Raw genomic sequence first — 16,862 nt, 5'->3', positions numbered from 1 at the left:
GTCCGCCGCCCCCTGCGGCGCTGTCCCATGCCTACCGCTCGACGGGATCCGCTGTCGACGTGTCGCGCGGAACGGGGGCGCGGCGGGAGGGGCGCGGACGACGACGCCGCCACGACCGGTGCGGTCGTGGCGGCGTCGGTGGCCGTGCGGTCCCGGCTAGCGGACCAGCCGCGCGCCCGCCGGAGCGACCCGCGTGATCGCCTTCGCGACGATGGAGATCGAGTCCCCTGCGCGCACGACGATCTCGGACCTGTCGGCGTAGGTGCCGCCGTTCCACCAGTAGGCCTTGAGCTCGGTGCCGCGGTGGTACGTCACGGCGACCTGGTAGGTGCCGGGGGCGATGTCCTTGATGAACGCGGCCGCGCCGTACCAGGAGTACTCGGAGTACTTGATGGAGCCACCCTGGTACAGGTTCACGACGGCGTAATCGCTGTCCCAGCCGGCCGCCGCGAGGCCGGTGACCGTCGTCGTCACCGACGGGCTGACGGCGAGCTGCGCATAGACGCTCGACATCTGCGTCCCGCGGGTCGCCCGGTAGACGGACGCAGTGGCCAAGGTGCCGGTGCCGCCGACCCACTGCGCGGCCAGCGCGGGGGCCGAGTACCGAGTCGCTGATACGTAGATGTAGTAGTCGCCGGGGACGATCCCCGTCATCTCGAAGTCGCCCGATGCGTCCGTCTGCACATGCCGTGCGCTGTAGGGTGTGGTGCCCTCGACAGCGGACGAGACCGGCACGACGTAGACGGTGGCGTCCGCGACGGAGGCGTAGTTGGAGTCGTAGATCCAACCGGTCATCCGGGCGCCCACGTCGAGCACGGCGTTGATGCCGATGACCGTCTGGCTCCAGTTCGCGACCGTCACGACCGTCGCGGAGCTCTCATCGTCAGCGTCGCCGTACCACTCACCGGTCAGGCCCGAGGGATTGGGCGACGGAGCCGAGTACTGCACCTTGTACGTGCCGGGCTGGATGTCTCGCACGGTGAAGCGCCCGAAGTAGTCCGTGTACGCGCTTCCGCCGTACCAGTCGTCCTCAGTCGCGCCCGTCACGGTCACGAGGGCGTTCTCCACGGGGGAGCCGTCGGCCGCGGTGACTGTGCCGCTGACCGTGGCCGCGCGCTTCACGACCATGTCGATGCGCACCGTGCCGTCGGCTTGCACGGCGAACGTCTGAGCGGCGCGGTAGTCCCTTGTGGGGCCGAGGTACTGCTCGATGTACTCGCCGGCGACCTCGACATATGCCCGCAGCGAGTACTCGCCCGCGCGGAGCCCGGTGATGGCGAACGAACCGCCGGTGAACTGCGTGCCAGCCTTGTCCCAGCCGTAGTCGGGGTCGGTCACCTCGATGTAGCCGTCCGTGATCAGGTTCTCGGGACGCACTGAGTCGAGGTAGACGCCGCCCGTCACCGTGGAGTACCACGGCTGCTGCGGCAACTGCACGTTCTCGGCGACGACCGCCGCAGTCCGGGCGCTCGTGCGCGCGGTGTTCGAGAAGCCCGACGCGGTGCCGACCACGGTCGCCGTGATGCGCTTGCCGAGTTCTGCCGTCGTGACGACGAAGTCATTCGAGGTCGCTCCCGCGATCTTCACGTCGTTCGCGTACCAGACGTAGGAGAAGGACGGCTTCGGCGTCCAGAGGCCGGGCACGACGCGCAGCGTGTACCCGACCTTCGCATCACCGACGATCACCGGCTGCGTCGACGCGATGGCCGGCTTCCCGACCGCCGCCGTGGCGACGCTCGTCTTGCTCGTGGTGACGTAGCCCGCCAGCTTGGCGGTGATGGTGACCGTGATCGTCTTGCCGAGGTCAGCCGTGCCGACCGTGTACGTCGAGCCCGTGGCGCCGGTGATCGCGGTGGTGCCCACGGTCCACTGGTACGTGAACGCCGGGGCAGGGGACCAGGTGCCGGTCGACGCGGTCAGCACGCCGCCGACCGACGCGGAGCCGGTGACGGTGGGGGCGGACGCGATCGCGAACGCCTTGGCGGCGGGGGCGGCGATCACCGCGGCCGTGCCGGCGCTGGTCTTGGCGGCCGACGTGTAGCCGCTTCGCGCGCCGGTCACGGTGACGGTGATCCGCTTCCCGAGGTCGGCGGCGACGGGCACGTAGGTGGAGGCGGTCGCGCCGGTGACGGCGACGTTCGCGACGAACCAGCGGTAGGAGAGGGTCGTGGGGACGGGTGCCCAGGTACCGGGCGCTGCCGTCAGGGTCGCGCCGACCTGGGCGGTGCCGACGATGGTCGGCGTCGGCACGGTGGTGAAGGTCGACGGGCTCGTGACGGGCGCCGCGACGACCGCAGCCGAAGCTGCGCTCGTCTTCGAGGCCTGGGTGTAGCCCGAGCGTGCGCCGGTGACGGTCACGGTGATCCGCTTGCCGAGGTCGGCGGCGATGGGCACGTACGTGGAGGCGGTGGCGCCGGTGACGGCGACGTTCGCGACGAACCAGCGGTAGGAGAAGGTCGTCGGCACGGGTGCCCAGGTGCCGGGGGTGGCCGTCAGCGTGGCGCCGACCTGCGCGGATCCGGTGATGGTGGGCGTCGGCACGGTGGTGAAGGTCGACGGGGTCGTGACCGGCGCGGCGACGACCGCGGCCGAGGCCGCGCTGGTCTTCGCGGCGGTCGTGTAGCCCGTGCGGCTGCCCGTGACGGTGACGGTGATGCGCTTGCCGACGTCGGCCGCGACCGGCGTGTAGGTGGAGGTCGTCGCGCCGGTGACGGCGACGTTCGCCACGAACCAGCGGTAGGAGAAGGTCGTCGGCACGGGCGCCCACGTGTCGGTGGCCGCGGTGAGCGGCGTGCCGACCTTCGGCGTCCCGGTGATCGTCGGCGTCGGGATGGTCGTGAAGGCGGCGGGCGCGGGGGCGGCGGCCACGGTCGCGGTCGCGGCGCTCGACTTGGCGAGCGACGTGTAGCCGGCCTTGTTCGCGGTCACGGTCAGCGTGATCTTCTTGGCCGCGTCCGCGGCGACGAGCGTGTACGCGGATCCCGTGGCGCCGGAGATCGCGACGCCGTCGCTCCACCACTTGAAGGTGAACGAGTCGGGCTGCGGTGCCCAGGTGCCGGTGACGGCGAAGAGGGTGGAGCCGACCTGCGCGGTGCCGGTTATCGACGGCTGCGGGGCGGTGGTGAAGGTCACGGCGGTGGTGCCGACGGCGTCGGTGCCGACGGGCGCGGGGGCGGCGATGGCGCTGGTCGCCATGCCCGCCTGCGCGGAGGCCACGAGGGCCAGCGAGAGGAGGCCGACGAGGGCGCGTCGGCGTGCGGTTGTCATGGTGCTCCTGGATCCGGGGGCCGCTTCGGGCGCGGCCGTCGGGCATGCTTACCGGCTTCTCCCAGGTGCTGTCGTGTACCCAGTTCGGGCTCCGCGCGGGCAATGGCCCCCCGACCGGCCGTTCGGGGGGCGGCGCACATTTCCTCGGTGCGGTAAACAGGGGTCGCTCGCGTACCCGACGCGACCCTCTCGAGGAGTGCATGTGCTCATCTCCGCCCCTGGTCCTGCTGCGCCCCGACGCCGATCCCGACTCCACGTGACCGGCTCGCCGTGGCCCTGGTCCTCTCCGCGATCGCGCTGCCGGCGGACGTCGCCGGTGCCGCGTCGCGGGAGCCCGCCGTCACCTCCGTCGCATCCGGCTCGATCTCCGCCGCGGCCAAGCCCGCCGTGCCGTTCACCGCCAGCCCGGAGCCGACGATCACCGGGAAGCCGCTCGTCGGCCAGATCCTGACCGCCGTGCCCGGCGCCTGGAAGCCCGTCGGCGCCGCCTTCGCCTACCAGTGGTTCTCCGGGGACACGGCGATTCCGGGAGCCAAGGGCAGGACCTACACCCTCGCCGCGAAGGACCTCAGCCGCACGATCCGCGTCCGGGTGATCGCGACGCGCACGGGCAGCATCACCATGGAGCGGCTCAGCCAGCCCACGGCCGCCGTCACGCTGCCCGCGTTCCGGACCGCACCGGTCCCGACGCTCGTCGGCACGGTGGCGGTCGGATTCCTCCTCACCGTCCGCCCGGGCGGCTGGAACCCGGCGCCGGCCTTCTCCTACTCCTGGAGCCGCGACGGCGTCCTCATCGCGGGAGCGGCGGCGGCGACCTACCGGCTGGCCCCCGGCGACGCGGGATCGCGGATCACCGCCTCGGTGACCGGCAGCCGCACCGGCGTGCAGACCCTGACGATGAAGAGCGCGGCGAGCAAGGCCGTCGCACCCGCGCCCGTGCCGAAGCCGACGCCCGTGCCGACGATCACGCCGACCGCGAAGCCCACCGTGGCGCCGACGCCTGTGCCCACCGTGGCGCCGACCACCGCGCCCGTGCCGACCCCGGTTCCGACCGTCGCGCCGATCCCGACCCCGGCTCCGACCACGGCGCCCGTCCCGACACCCGCTCCCACGCCTCCCGTCGCCCCGACGACGACGGCACCCCGGATCGTCGGCCAGCTCACCGTCGGGAGCGCGGTGCGCGCCCTGCCCGGCGACTGGACGCCCACCTCCACGCCCCTCCGCTACCGCTGGTACCTCGACGGCGTGACGCAGCCGGGCCAGACCGGCCCGACGCTGCGGCTCGACGATGCGGCGCTCGGCAAGCGCATCACCGTCACCGTGACGGGCAGCTGGGCGGGATCGGCGGACGTCCACCGGTCCACCGCGAGCGCGACCGCGCCGGTGACGGCCGTCGCGGGCGCACAGGACGGCGTGGGCCACGACGTCGTGGCGATCCTCGGGCAGTCGAACGCCCAGGGCGGCGGCTTCGGCTACGACCCCGCGATCGACGTCGCGCAGGACGGCCTCGACCAGCTCGTCGGCGACTGGCAGGACAAGGACTGGGGCCGTGTCGTGCCCGCGGAAGACAGCCTCAAGCACGTCACGACGTGGCGCATGACGGACCGACCGAAGCTCGTCGGCCCCGGCATGACCTTCGGCCGTGCCCTCCTCGCCGACTCGGCGCCCGGCCGCCGGGTCCTCCTCGTCCCCGCCGCCCAGGGCAGCACCTCGCTGACCCGGGTGGACGCCGTGCAGAAGTTCACGTGGGATCCGAGCCCGGAGCAGGGCTCGGTCGAGGCCGGCCTCACGAACCTCTACGCGAACGCGACCACCCAGATCGACAACGCGCTGGCGCTCGATCCGGACAACCGGCTGGTCGCGATCATCTGGGCGCAGGGAGAGTCGGATGCGAACGCCATCTCGTCGGCCCCCACCGCCGCAGGGCGGGTGGCGGCCAAGGTCAAGTACGCCGACCGGCTCCTCGAGCTCGAGTCCGGCCTGGCCGTGCGCTACGGTCCCGTGCCGTTCCTGGTCGGGGGGATGGTCCCCGAGTGGATCGGATCGGATGCGGCGCGTCAGGACATCGACGCGGTGCACCAGGGCCTGCGCTCCCTGCGGAAGGAGGTCGCGTACGTGCCCGGCGTCTCGGGGCACGCCAACGAGGGCGAGGCCTTCATCCACTACGACGCCGTCGGCGCCCGGATGATGGGCGCGGGCTTCTACGCCGCCTACCTCCGCCAGACCGGGCGGTGACCCCGGGGGTCTCCCGTACCGTGGAGCGGGCCGCCACACGGCGGCCCGCATCCTGCACCGACCCGCACCCGGAGGCCCGCATGGCCGCATCCCCCGCATCCTCCCGCCCCGGATCAGCGATCCGCGGCTCGACGGACTCGCGGACGGCGACCCGTCCGACCTCGACGCGCACGCGTCCTTCGAGCGGCGGCGGTTCGCCGATGCCGACCTGTCGGACGCCGACCTGGTGGACATCGGGTTCGAGGAGTGCGTGCTCGAGCGGATCCGCCTGCACGAGGCCGACCTCACGGCCGCGAGCCTCGTGGACGTGCTCGCCTCGCGCCTCGACGCGCCCGTGCTGAAGGCGCCCCGGATGCGCATGCGCGACGTGCGGCTCGAGGGCTCGCGCGTCGGATCCGCGGAGCTCTACGACGCCACGCTCTCCTCGGTGCACATCACCGACTGCCGCCTCGGCTTCGTGAACCTGCGCGGCTCGCTGTCGCTTCGCGCAACACCGCGTCGACGGGAACCTCGGAGCGCTTCACGGCGGCCGTGGGCTGCGATCGTGCGGATCCCCGCTCACCGGCGCGGCGTCTTGCGGCCCTCGCTCACCTGTTCGTCGCCAAGGAGTAGCCCGGAAAGTTGGAGAACACGAAGGAGAAGGGCACGTAAAACAGGATCGAACCGAAATACGCGCTCTGCGAGTTGATGCCGATGAGCTCACGGTCGTAGGTGTACACCGGGCCGCCAGAGTCGCCCGCGTCCGTCGTCCCCAGCACGGGTGACTCCGCGGCCTTCAAGGAATGTATGTCACCGTGGCTGGGCTGGGGTTCGGGGCCCCGGAAGCTGGTCCAATCGCACTGGACCCCCGTGAAGTAGCCGCTGGTGCAGAAGCGGCCGGCGGGCGCTTCCGTGTGGCCTTCGACGGGCATGCGCCGAGGGTGGCCTCCGGAATTGGTGATGATCTCGCCCGTCGCGCGGGGAACGTAGTAGTTGTGCGCGCAGAAGGCGGGATGGCTCCCGTGTGTTGCACAGTGGAGCCCGGCGGACGGGTCCAGCTTCGCGTCGATCTCCACGAGCTCGAGATCCGCGTGCTCCGCCTGCTCGATGACATGGCCCACGGGCACTCCGCCCACGCGGACGATCTCGCCGACGGCGAAGCAGTGCTTGGCCGTGACCACGTACCGGGTCGCTTTCGCCGCGAATCCGGCGGGGAGCAGCTGGTAGAAGTCGTACTGGAGGACGGCTCCCGCGGTACAGCTGCCCGCATCGCCGTTGAGCTTGGTGCCGGCGACGATGGGGAGGCGAATGCGGTCGGGATTCAGTGGCGGCGCGGCGTTCGCCGCGGACACCGGTGAGGAGAGGATGAGTGCGGAGACGGCAGCCAGTACCACGAGGGCCCGTGTCCACCTGCGGGTATGAGGGGTGGTTCGGGGGCTCGTTGTCGAGGCTCCTGCGTGACCGTGGCGACGACGATGGAGACGTAGCCGGGGACGCGACGAGAGAGGGGACATCTGGGTACCGATCTGACAGGGCTGCCTCCCGCATTGGGTCGGAAATGGACGTGGGCGTCCACGGCGATGGCAGCGTGGGACAAAGTAGCCATGCGCGGCGGCCCGGCGGTCTCCTCGTGCACAAGGGCGCCCGGTCGTCGTGGGGCGAGGATCCCCCGCCGCGCAACTCCTGGGCGGACATCCGGGCCCGCGCCGCCGCGGCGAGCACCGCCGCGAAGGACGAGGCAGCGTGCATCTCGGAGAGGGGGGCAGAGCCGACGACGGCGGAGAATGCGCCCCTACCACCGCAGCGGCCCATCGGCACGGGCCCGGCTGCTCACGCCGTTCCGGATGGCCGACGGTGCGCGGAGGGAGGCGACCGGTCCGTCCGCATGGCGGCCCGACGGACGTGGGGCTCCCGTAGCGTGGGAGGTAGCTCTCGCCGACGGCGTCCCGCACCGCACCTGGAGGTCCCGCATGGCCGCATCCCCCCCGCATCCTGCCGCCGCGGATCAGCGATCCGCGGCTCGACGGACTCGCGGACGGCGACCCGTCCGACCTCGACGCGCACGCGTCCTTCGAGCGGCGGCGGTTCGCCGATGCCGACCTGTCGGACGCCGACCTGGTGGACATCGGGTTCGAGGAGTGCGTGCTCGAGCGGATCCGCCTGCACGAGGCCGACCTCACGGCCGCGAGCCTCGTGGACGTGCTCGCCTCGCGCCTCGACGCGCCCGTGCTGAAGGCGCCCCGGATGCGCATGCGCGACGTGCGGCTCGAGGGCTCGCGCGTCGGATCCGCGGAGCTCTACGACGCCACGCTCTCCTCGGTGCACATCACCGACTGCCGCCTCGGCTTCGTGAACCTGCGCGGCTCGAAGATCACCGACCTGCTCATCACCGACTGCGCCATCGAGGAGCTGGACCTCCGCGGCACCGCCGGCATGCGCATCGCGTTCGCCCGCACCACCATCGGCACGCTCGACCTCGCCGACTCGTCGCTCACGCACCTGGATCTCCGCGGCGCCGAGATCATGGACCTCGACACCCCCGACGGCCTCCGCGGCGCCGTCCTCCACTCGACCCAGCTCATGGCGCTCGGCCCGGTCTTCGCGCGGCACTTCCGCGTGCGCGTGGAGGACTGAGCGCAGTCCGGCGGTCCGCGCCCGTCCGCCCGGCCGGCATCCGACGCGATCCGTCCTCGCCCTAGGGTGAGGCCATGGACAGGGACCGGATAAGCGACCTGGCCCACGCGGACCACCCGATCGCCTCCCCGTTGGGCGACGACAGCGTCGATCGCCTCCTCGCGGCCGCGGTCACCGGGCAGGGCGCCGTCCTCGACCTCGGGTGCGGCGACGGCAGCTGGCTGCTGCGGGCCCTGCGTCTCGAGCCGTCGCTGACGGCGGTCGGGGTCGACCACTCCGACGCGGGCTTCGGCCGCGTGCGCGAGCAGGCCGAGCGCGAGGGCCTCTCCAACCGCCTCGAGCTCGTCTGCGCCGACGCCCGCTTGTGGACGTCCTACGACGGGTTCGACGTCGTGCTCAGCGTGGGGGCGACGCACGCCTTCGGCGGCCTCGAGCCGACCCTGTCCGCGATCGACGGGCACCTGCGCGCGGGCGGTCGGGCGCTCGTCGGCGAGTGCTTCTGGGAGCGGACGCCGACCCCGCGGGTGCTGGATCTCCTCGGCTCGGAGCTGGACGACTACCGCGACCTGGCGGCCACTGTGGAGCTCGCCGCCACGAACGGATGGGTGCCGCTGCAGGGGCACGTCAGCACCCTGCAGGAGTGGGACGACTACGAGTGGTCGTGGACCGGCGCGCTCGCGCGGTGGGCGCTGGACCACCCGGACGACCCCGACGGCGATCAGGTGATGGCCGCGTCGGTCGAGCACCGCCGGGCGTGGCTCGAGGGTTACCGCGGCACGCTGGGCTTCCTCACCCTGCTGCTCGGACGTCCGCCGGCCAGCTGACCCGGCGGGCCGCCGTGGGCTCAGGCCGCGCGGGCGCCCGGATTCGTGGGCACCGGATCCGCGGGGCACGCGGCGGCGCCGGGTGCCGATCCGGGTCCCGCCGCCACGTCGACCCCGGCATCCGCTCCGGCGTTGAGCCGCGCGAGGTACCCGGCGAACGCGTCGAGGTCCGCGCGGCTCCACCCGCCGAGGCCGCGGATCAGGCGGCTGCCGCCCTGCGCGTCGTCGGCCTCGACGCCCGCGCGGCCCGCGGCCGTGAGCGCGAGCACGCGCACGCGGCCATCCTGCGCGTCGGCGCCCACCTCCACGAGCCCCAGGTCCTGGAGCTGGCGGAGCTGCCGACTGACGACGCTGCGGTCGACGCCGAGCTGGTCGGCGACGGCGCTCGCGTGGGCGGCGCCGCACCGGCGGATCACGCGGAGCATCTTGTAGCCGATGGGCGGCAGCTCCGGGTGGATCGCCGCCGCGGCCTCCCGGGTCGTCGCCCGGATGCGCGCGGCGAGGGCGGTCATCTGCTCCTCCACCTCGGCGATGCCGGCGGCGACCCCCGGGGCGTCGCCCCCGGGGGAGCGGTCCTCGTCCGTCATCGGCGGGAGTCGGCTCCCGCGTTCTCGGCCTCGGGGAGGCGGATCGACCCGGTCGGGTTCGCCTCGCCGGCCGGGGCGAGGGCGACCGCGCCCGCGGATGCGCCGATGAGCGCGTCCTCGGCGTCGGTGCGGTGCACGTCCCGGGCCTCGGGCGCGGCGGTCCGGTCGCTCTTCAGCTGCACGGCGTTCTTGCTGCCGAGCTGCGCGTTGGGCAGGAAGATCACCGCGAGGAGCGACACGATCGCGAGCGGCACGCTGTAGAGGAACACGTCGCCGATGCCCACGCCGTACGCGCTCTCGACCACGGTGCGCACCGCGGGGCTGAGCTGCGAGACCTGCGGGATGACGCCGGAGCCGAGCGCCTGCGCGGCCGCCGCCTGGTCGGCCGGGGCGAGCTTCGTGATCCCGGCGGTGATCTCCGACGCGATGATCGTGCCGAGGATCGAGCCGAGCACCGAGACGCCGATCGTGCCGCCGAGGCTGCGGAAGAACGTGACGGCGCTGGTGGCGACGCCCAGGTTCTTGACCTCGATGGCGTTCTGCACGACGAGGACGAGGTTCTGCATGAGCATGCCGAGGCCCGCGCCGAGCACGAACATGTAGATGCCCACGAGCAGGAAGTCGGTGTCGTAGCGGAGCGTGGAGAGGAGCGACGTGCCGGCGACGATGAGCACGGCGCCGGAGATCATGATCGCCTTCCACTTGCCGCGGCGGCTGATCAGGGTGCCGAACACGGTCGAGGAGATGAGCAGGCCCGCCATGAGCGGAATCGTCAGGAGGCCCGACTGCGTGGGCGTCGCGCCGCGCGACAGCTGCATGTACTGCGCGAGGAAGACCGAGGTGCCGAACAGCGAGATGCCGACCGCGAGGCTCGCGAGCACGGAGAGCGTGAAGGTGCGGTTGCGGAACATCGTGAGCGGGATGATCGGCTCGGAGACCTTGAGCTCGGTGATCACTGCGGCGATCAGCAGCACGACCGCGCCGCCGGCCATGAGGTACGAGGTGCCCGAGGCCCACTCGAACTGCGTGCCGGCCTGCGAGACCCAGATGAGCAGCAGCGAGACGCCGCTGGCGATGAAGACCGCGCCGAGGTAGTCGACGTGCACCTTGCGCTTCGGGTGCTGGGGGAGGTGCAGGGTGACCTGCAGCAGGATGATCGCGATGATCGCGATGGGCAGCGCGATGAAGAAGTTCCAGCGCCAGCCGAACGCGTCCGTCACGACGCCGCCGAGGAGCGGGCCGCCGACGGTGCCGACGGCCATGACGGCACCGAAGAGGCCGGCGTAGCGGCCGCGGTCACGCGGGCTGATGATGTCGGCCATGATGATCTGGCTCAGCGCGGCGAGGCCGCCGGCGCCGAGGCCCTGCAGAACGCGGAAGGCGATGAGCGTCTCGGTGTTCTGCGAGAAGCCGGCGAGCGCGGATCCCAGCACGAAGACGCCGAGCGCGAGCTGGATGAGCAGCTTGCGGTTGAAGAGGTCGGCGAACTTGCCCCAGAGCGGGGTGCTCACCGTGGTGGCGAGCAGGGTCGCGGTGACGACCCAGGTGTAGCCCGACTGGTCGCCCTTGAGGTCGCTGATGATGATCGGCAGCGAGGTCGAGACGACGGTGCCGGCGAGGATCGAGACGAACATGCCGAGGAGGAGGCCCGAGAGGGACTCCAGGACCTGGCGCTTCGACATGGATCCGTCGGCGGAGACGGTACGGCGGGGGGCCTTCGCGGGAGCTGCGGGGGCCGGGTGGTGCTGGGACATGATCCTCCGGGTAGTTGACTACGGGCAACCATATTCCTGTGGTGGACAGGTGTCAACTATCTCGGCGTCGAGGCCGCGGCTGCGCGCGTCGGAGTAGACCGGGAGGGAGAGCCGGTCGACCGACCGGCCTAGATGTACTCGGCCGTGACGTTGGTGACACTTCGGGGCGTGTGAAGAGGCCTCCTGGCTTGATGGAGCTGTCTAGTTCAACCATCGCCAGGAGGCCTCGATGTCCCACGCTAATGCCCGGTTGACTGTTCATGGTCGGCTTCTCCTCGTGCGTCGGGTAGTCGAGGATCGTCGTCCGGTGTCGCATGTGGCTCGCGAGCTCGGGGTGTCGCGTCAGTGCGCGCATCGGTGGGTGGCCCGGTTCCGTCAGGAGGGTGTCGCGGGGCTCGCGGATCGGTCCTCGAGACCACGGTCGATGCCGGCGAGGACGAGTCCGGAACAGGAAGGCGCCGTGCTGGCTGCGCGCGCGGAACTTCGGTTCGGGCCCGCCCGGCTGGCTCCGGTGACGAGCGTTCCGGCCCGCACGATCTCCCGGATCCTGCGCCGGCACGGGGCGCCGCCGTTGGCATGGTTGGACCCTGTAACCGGGGCGGTGATCCGGGCATCCCGGTCAACGGCGCACCGGTATGAGCACGAGCATCCGGGTGATCTGATCCACGTGGACGTGAAGAAGCTCGGGAGGATCCCGGACGGAGGCGGCTGGCGGGTCCACGGGCGCAGCGAGCAGGTCCGCGGCCGCGGGATCGGGTTCGATTACGTCCATGCCGCGGTCGATGACCACACCCGTCTCGCCTACGCGGAGATCCATCCCGATGAGAAAGGCGCGACCGCGGCCGGGTTCCTGACCCGCGCAGCGGCGTACTTCGCCGGGCGCGGGATCACCCGGATCGAGCGGGTCATCACGGACAACGCGTTCGCCTACCGGCACTCGACCGCGTTCAAGAACGCCGTCCAGGACCTGGGCGCGCGGCAGAAGTTCATCCGCCCGCACTGCCCCTGGCAGAACGGCAAGGTCGAGCGCTTCAACCGGACCCTCGCGACCGAGTGGGCCTACCGGCAACCCTTCACCAGCAACCAACACCGCGCCGACGCGCTTGACCCCTTCATCGAGCACTACAACACTGAACGGATCCACTCGAGCCACGGGCTGACGCCCGCGGCCCGAGTGTCACCAACGTCATGACTCAGTACACCTAGATGCGAGGAGGAACCCCATGGTCGATTCGGTGGCGACGGTATGGCTGCCCGTGCAGGACATGACGCGCGCGGTGGCGTTCTACCGCGACACGCTCGGACTCACGGTCACGAGCGAGGACGCGGACTGGAGCGAGATCGACGCGGACGGCCTGATGATCGGGCTGAACGCACGCGAGGAAGCGAGCGGCTCGTCGAGCGGCGGGGCGGTCATCTCGTTCACGCCCGAGGGCTCCATCGAGGACGAGCTCGAGCGGATCCGTGCACGCGGCGCCGAGATCACGGGCGAGATCAGCGACCACGAGTGGGGCCGGATCCTCCCGTTCCAGGACAGCGAGGGGAACGACCTGCAGCTGTACTCGCCGCCGGTCGGCGGCTGACGCGGGGCGGTCTCAGGGCATCGGCTCGAGGTCGACGTACACGGGCGCGCCGACCTCGAGGCCCTGGGCGTCGCGGACCGCGCGCTTGATCGGCAGCACCCACGTGCCGTCGCCCTGCGGGAACACGGACGTGCGCCAGGTCGTGGTGCCGACGCGGACGCGGACGGGCACGGATCCGAAGCCGCGACGGCCGGCCTCGCCGAGCTCGCGCAGCATGCCGCCGAGCTCGACGGGCAGGCTCACGAAGGTCCACAGCTCGCGCCGCGCCTCCCACGCCCAGAGCGGCGCGGTGAAGTCGAGGGGGAGGTCGTCGCTCATCATTCGACCCTAGGGCGCGCCCACCAGCCGGCGCGGTCGGCGACGAGCGCGGCGACGTCCGCCGGGCTGTGGGATGTGGTGTCGATGGCCAGCCCGCCGAGGCCCGCGGCGTCGATGATCGCGGCCAGCTCGGGGGCGCGTGCACGATGCCACGCGAGGGCTGCGTCGTCCTCGCCGTGTCGGGCGTCGAGCCGCGCCCGCACCGCGTCGGCGTCGACCGTGAGCCGGACGAGCAGCGGCTCGTGGGATCCCAGCGCGGCGGCGTAGGCAGGCAGGTCGTCAGCGCGCTCGACGACGGCCGCGACCACCACCACGCGGGCCCCGGCCTCGCGGTGGTTGCGGGACAGGTCGCCGAGGTTGCGCAGCATCAGCTCCTGGTGGAACGGATCGTCCGCCGGCGCGGGATGGAGCAGCCGCAGGGCGTCCGCGTCGACCAGCGCGTGCGGCACCCCGCGTGCGGCCAGGAGGGCGCCGAGCGCGTGCATCGTCGTGGTCTTGCCCGCGCCGACGGTGCCGGTGAGGATCACGGCGTCGGTCATGGCGCTCAGCTGCCGCCCGTGACGAGGTCGCACTCCAGCTCGTCCGCGGACGCCGCGACGACCTCGAAGGAGGCGGCGCCGGCGCGGATGGTCACCGTCGACATGCCGACCCAGCGCGGGTGCGGCTCGGCGGTGGTGCTGGAGATGGCGTGGCGGAGGATGCGGAGGCGGGCGATGGAGAGCGTCGCGGTGCGGCGGCGGACGACCTGGTCGCGGCGGGTGAGGATCAGCAGCTCACGCGGCGAGCACGCGGCCACCGCGCCCGCGAGGCTCATCGGCCGGAGGTGCTGCAGCGCGCCCATGAGGCCGTCGGCCGTGGAGACGAGCGGCGTGCGCGGCCGCGACGACAGGTAGCGCAGCTCGGGATCCCGGGCGGCGAGGTCCCAGTACGCCGCCGCGACGCCGGCCTCGTCCTGTCCGACGTCGATGCGCGGCGTCGCCCGCGCGGTCTTCTTCGGGCAGGTGGCGGGCACCCCGGCGGAGTCGGCCGCCAGCGTCATCAGCAGCTCGGTCAGCTCCACGACCACCTCGGCGGATGCGCCGTTGAACGGGATCCGCAGGGCCTGCCCGTCGGCCGTGTGCACCGCGAGCAGGCCGTCGAGCAGGTCGACGCGGTCGCGCACGGCCACGATGTCGGCGAAGGGGATGCGCCGGGCGGTGTACGCGGATCCGTCGCGCGAGAGCACTTCCAGGTCGCGGTCGCCGACGACGAGGAGGTGGTCGTACAGGTCCATCGTCGGGTCGGTGTCGCGGCGCGGGATGTCGCGCGGCACCTTGAGCACGAGGCGCGCGGCGAACGGGTCGACGCCGTGCGGGCGGTAGAGGCGGGGGACCTCGTCGGTGGTGCGGACCGTGTCGATCCACGGGCCGAAGGCGTCGTGCTCGGCGGTTCTGGCGTGCGGGGTCACCACGCGAACGTATACCGCGCTCCACGGCCCGCGGGAGTCCGGCGCGTGCCCTCTCCGGGGCGATCCGCCGTGTGGTAGCGCGAGGGCGGCATCAGGCCTCGATCAGGTCGCGCTCGGGCGGCACGGTGGTCCACAGCCCCACGACCCGGCGGGCCAGCGCCCGCTCGAGGCCGCCGAGGGCCTTGACCACGAAGATCGTCGTGCGGGCGGGGGATCCGGCCTTCGAGAACCCGCGGTCGACCGCGCGCACCCACGTCTCCGCGGCGATCTTCGCGGTCGAGTAGTTCGCGCCGCCGGGATACGGGCGCTGCACGGCGGTGGAGGAGACGATCGCGAGGCGACCGGCCTCCGACGCCTGCAGGTCGGCGTCGAACGCGCGCGTGGTGTTGCGCAGCGTCGTCACGAGCCGCTCGTGCAGGAAGTCCCAGTCGTCGTCGGTCTGGCCCTCGAGGCCGTTGCCGCCGCGCCAGCCGCCGACCAGGTGGATGAGGCCGTCGACGCCCCCGAGGTCCGCCCGGATCCGCGCGGCCAGGTCCACGACGGCCGCGTGGTCGGCGAGGTCGCACACCTCCAGGCGCTCCGCGTCGACGTCCGCGAGCCGGCCCGCGTCGGTGCCGACGGCGACGACGCGCGCGCCCGCCGCCGTGAGCTCCGCCGCGACCGCGCGTCCGGCGGCGCTCGACGCGCCCGCGACCACGACCACGCGGCCGTCGACGCTCACGCCGTCTGCCCCGTGATCCCGGCCGTGGAGCCGATGACGTCGCGCATCTTCTTCTCCAGCGCCTCGAAGAACATGCTGAGCGGGAACTCGTCGTCGAGCACGAGGTCGGTGAGGCCCTTCGGCGGCCCGTCGAGCGGCAGCGCGTCCGGCCCCTTCGCCCAGGTGGACGCGGGGTGCGGCGTGACCGTCTCGGTGACCATCGCGTACGCGGCCAGCCAGTGCGCGGTCTTCGGCCGGTCGATGGAGCGCCAGTAGAGGTCGTTCACGCGGTCGGCGAGGGCGACCACCACGTCGGCGACGTCGTCCCAGTCGATCGTGAGGCGCGTGTCGGTCCAGTGCAGCACGTGGTGCTGGTGCAGCCACGCGAAGAGCAGCTGGCCGCCGAGGCCGTCGTAGTTGCGCACGCGGGATCCGGTGATGGCGAACCGGAAGATGCGGTCGAAGATCACCGCGTGCTGCACGAGGCCGGCGCGCTCCAGCAGGGCGTCGTCGCCGGGCGTGCGCTCGGCCGGGTCCATGGCGGCGAGCCGGCGCTGGATGGCGACGGCCTCGCGGAACGCGGTCAGGTCGCAGCGCAGCTCCTCGATCGAGTAGAGGAAGAACGGCATGCGCTGCTTGATCATGAAGGGGTCGAACGGCAGGTCGCCGCGCATGTGCGTGCGGTCGTGGATGAGGTCCCACATCACGAAGGTCTCCTCCGCGAGCCGCTGGTCGTCGAGCAGGCGCCGGGCGTCCTCCGGCAGCTCGAGCTTCGTGACTTCGGCGGCGTGACGCACCACGCGACGGAAGCGGGCGGCCTCGCGGTCGGCGAAGATCGCGCCCCACGTGAAGGTCGGGATCTCGCGCATCGCGACGGTCTCGGGGAAGAGCACGGCCGAGTTGGTGTCGTAGCCGGGCGTGAAGTCGACGAAGCGGATGGGGACGAAGAGCGCGTTGCCGTACTCGCCCGCCTCCAGCTCCGCCACGAACTCGGGCCAGACGACCTCGATGAGCACGGCCTCCACGAGCCGCGACGCGCTGCCGTTCTGCGTGGTCATCGGGAAGACGACGAGGTGCCGGATCCCGTCGACGCGGTCGCGCTGCGGCTGGAACGCGTTCAGGGAGTCGAGGAAGTCGGGGACGCCGAGGCCCTGGTCGACCCAGCGGGCGAAGTCCACGTCGAGCGCGGCGAGGTACGCGGCGTCGTGCGGGAAGAGCGGGGCGAGCGCGCGGACGGAGTCGCGGATCACCGCGACGAGGCGCGCGGCCTCCGCGTGGTGCGCGGCGTCGGGGACCGACCCGTCCTTCGCCTGCATCGGCTGGAGCGCGACGGTGGCGTCCTTGAGGGCGAGCCAGGCGGGGGAGGAGGCGACGCGCGTCACGTCCTCGACGACCTCGGGCTCACCGATGACGGCTGCGGTTGCTGCGGCGCTGGACATGGATCGACCTCCGATCGTGCGGGTGGCGTGCGGTCCCTCCACCGTAACGGCGGGTTCGGCGCGAGATCGTGTCCCGCGTGCGGGATCCGCGCGTG

General features: G+C 72.3%; 14 protein-coding genes. 5 read left to right on the top strand and 9 right to left on the bottom strand.

The window, feature by feature from the left end; translation table 11 throughout:
• Positions 1-156 precede the first annotated feature (156 nt).
• Positions 157-3,267, bottom strand: a complete 3,111-nt coding sequence (locus CMS_RS14360) for a carboxypeptidase regulatory-like domain-containing protein (RefSeq protein ID WP_012300135.1) — start codon at positions 3,265-3,267, stop codon at positions 157-159.
• A 270-nt stretch (positions 3,268-3,537) separates the two neighbouring features.
• On the opposite strand from CMS_RS14360, the gene CMS_RS17205 reads away from it, so the two are divergent.
• Positions 3,538-5,502: a surface-anchored protein gene (locus CMS_RS17205; protein ID WP_012300134.1), complete on the top strand. Its 1,965-nt coding sequence runs from the start codon at positions 3,538-3,540 to the stop codon at positions 5,500-5,502.
• 587 nt (positions 5,503-6,089) lie between these two features.
• Here CMS_RS17205 and CMS_RS14350 read toward each other — a convergent pair.
• Complete coding sequence (locus CMS_RS14350) at positions 6,090-6,875, bottom strand: chymotrypsin family serine protease (protein WP_049791956.1); 786 nt, start codon at positions 6,873-6,875, stop codon at positions 6,090-6,092.
• 724 nt (positions 6,876-7,599) lie between these two features.
• On the opposite strand from CMS_RS14350, the gene CMS_RS14345 reads away from it, so the two are divergent.
• Together CMS_RS14345 and CMS_RS14340 are read left to right on the top strand one after the other, a co-directional pair.
• Positions 7,600-8,115, top strand: a complete 516-nt coding sequence (locus CMS_RS14345) for a pentapeptide repeat-containing protein (RefSeq protein WP_223842670.1) — start codon at positions 7,600-7,602, stop codon at positions 8,113-8,115.
• 74 nt (positions 8,116-8,189) lie between these two features.
• Positions 8,190-8,939, top strand: coding sequence for an SAM-dependent methyltransferase (locus CMS_RS14340; RefSeq protein ID WP_012300132.1), 750 nt, complete (start codon positions 8,190-8,192; stop codon positions 8,937-8,939).
• 20 nt (positions 8,940-8,959) lie between these two features.
• Here CMS_RS14340 and CMS_RS16285 read toward each other — a convergent pair whose 3' ends face one another.
• Positions 8,960-9,526, bottom strand: a complete 567-nt coding sequence (locus CMS_RS16285) for a MarR family winged helix-turn-helix transcriptional regulator (protein WP_012300131.1) — start codon at positions 9,524-9,526, stop codon at positions 8,960-8,962.
• Positions 9,523-11,280, bottom strand: a complete 1,758-nt coding sequence (locus CMS_RS14330) for an MDR family MFS transporter (protein ID WP_174270089.1) — start codon at positions 11,278-11,280, stop codon at positions 9,523-9,525. Before CMS_RS14330 ends, CMS_RS16285 begins: the two co-directional genes overlap by 4 nt.
• A gap of 229 nt (positions 11,281-11,509) precedes the next feature.
• Here CMS_RS14330 and CMS_RS14325 point away from each other — a divergent pair, with 229 nt between their 5' ends.
• Together CMS_RS14325 and CMS_RS14320 are read left to right on the top strand one after the other, a co-directional pair.
• Positions 11,510-12,472: an IS481 family transposase gene (locus CMS_RS14325; RefSeq protein ID WP_012300112.1), complete on the top strand. Its 963-nt coding sequence runs from the start codon at positions 11,510-11,512 to the stop codon at positions 12,470-12,472.
• A gap of 31 nt (positions 12,473-12,503) precedes the next feature.
• Positions 12,504-12,863 (top strand): VOC family protein, encoded by a 360-nt coding sequence (locus CMS_RS14320; protein ID WP_012300129.1) that lies wholly within the window; start codon positions 12,504-12,506, stop codon positions 12,861-12,863.
• Between the two features lie 12 nt (positions 12,864-12,875).
• Here CMS_RS14320 and CMS_RS14315 read toward each other — a convergent pair whose 3' ends face one another.
• The 5 genes from CMS_RS14315 to CMS_RS14295 all read right to left on the bottom strand — a co-directional run bounded on the left by CMS_RS14315 (position 12,876) and on the right by CMS_RS14295 (position 16,767).
• A complete protein-coding gene (locus CMS_RS14315; protein WP_012300128.1) occupies positions 12,876-13,181 on the bottom strand; it encodes a DUF1905 domain-containing protein in 306 nt (101 codons plus the stop codon).
• Positions 13,181-13,720: a P-loop NTPase family protein gene (locus tag CMS_RS14310; RefSeq protein ID WP_012300127.1), complete on the bottom strand. Its 540-nt coding sequence runs from the start codon at positions 13,718-13,720 to the stop codon at positions 13,181-13,183. The genes CMS_RS14315 and CMS_RS14310 overlap by 1 nt, the downstream gene beginning before the upstream one ends.
• A 5-nt stretch (positions 13,721-13,725) precedes the next feature.
• Positions 13,726-14,628 (bottom strand): hypothetical protein, encoded by a 903-nt coding sequence (locus CMS_RS14305; RefSeq protein WP_041465096.1) that lies wholly within the window; start codon positions 14,626-14,628, stop codon positions 13,726-13,728.
• A 91-nt stretch (positions 14,629-14,719) separates the two neighbouring features.
• On the bottom strand, positions 14,720-15,349 hold the full coding sequence (locus CMS_RS14300; RefSeq protein ID WP_012300125.1) for an SDR family oxidoreductase: 630 nt from the start codon (positions 15,347-15,349) through the stop codon (positions 14,720-14,722).
• Positions 15,346-16,767 carry a DUF6421 family protein gene (locus tag CMS_RS14295; protein ID WP_012300124.1) on the bottom strand — a complete coding sequence of 474 codons (1,422 nt, stop codon included), beginning with the start codon at positions 16,765-16,767 and terminating at the stop codon, positions 15,346-15,348. The genes CMS_RS14300 and CMS_RS14295 overlap by 4 nt, the downstream gene beginning before the upstream one ends.
• Between the last annotated feature and the right edge of the window lie 95 nt (positions 16,768-16,862).

It is taken from the genome of Clavibacter sepedonicus, assembly GCF_000069225.1.
Taxonomy (GTDB): domain Bacteria; phylum Actinomycetota; class Actinomycetes; order Actinomycetales; family Microbacteriaceae; genus Clavibacter; species Clavibacter sepedonicus.
This window is presented reverse-complemented; position numbering and strand designations above follow the sequence as displayed.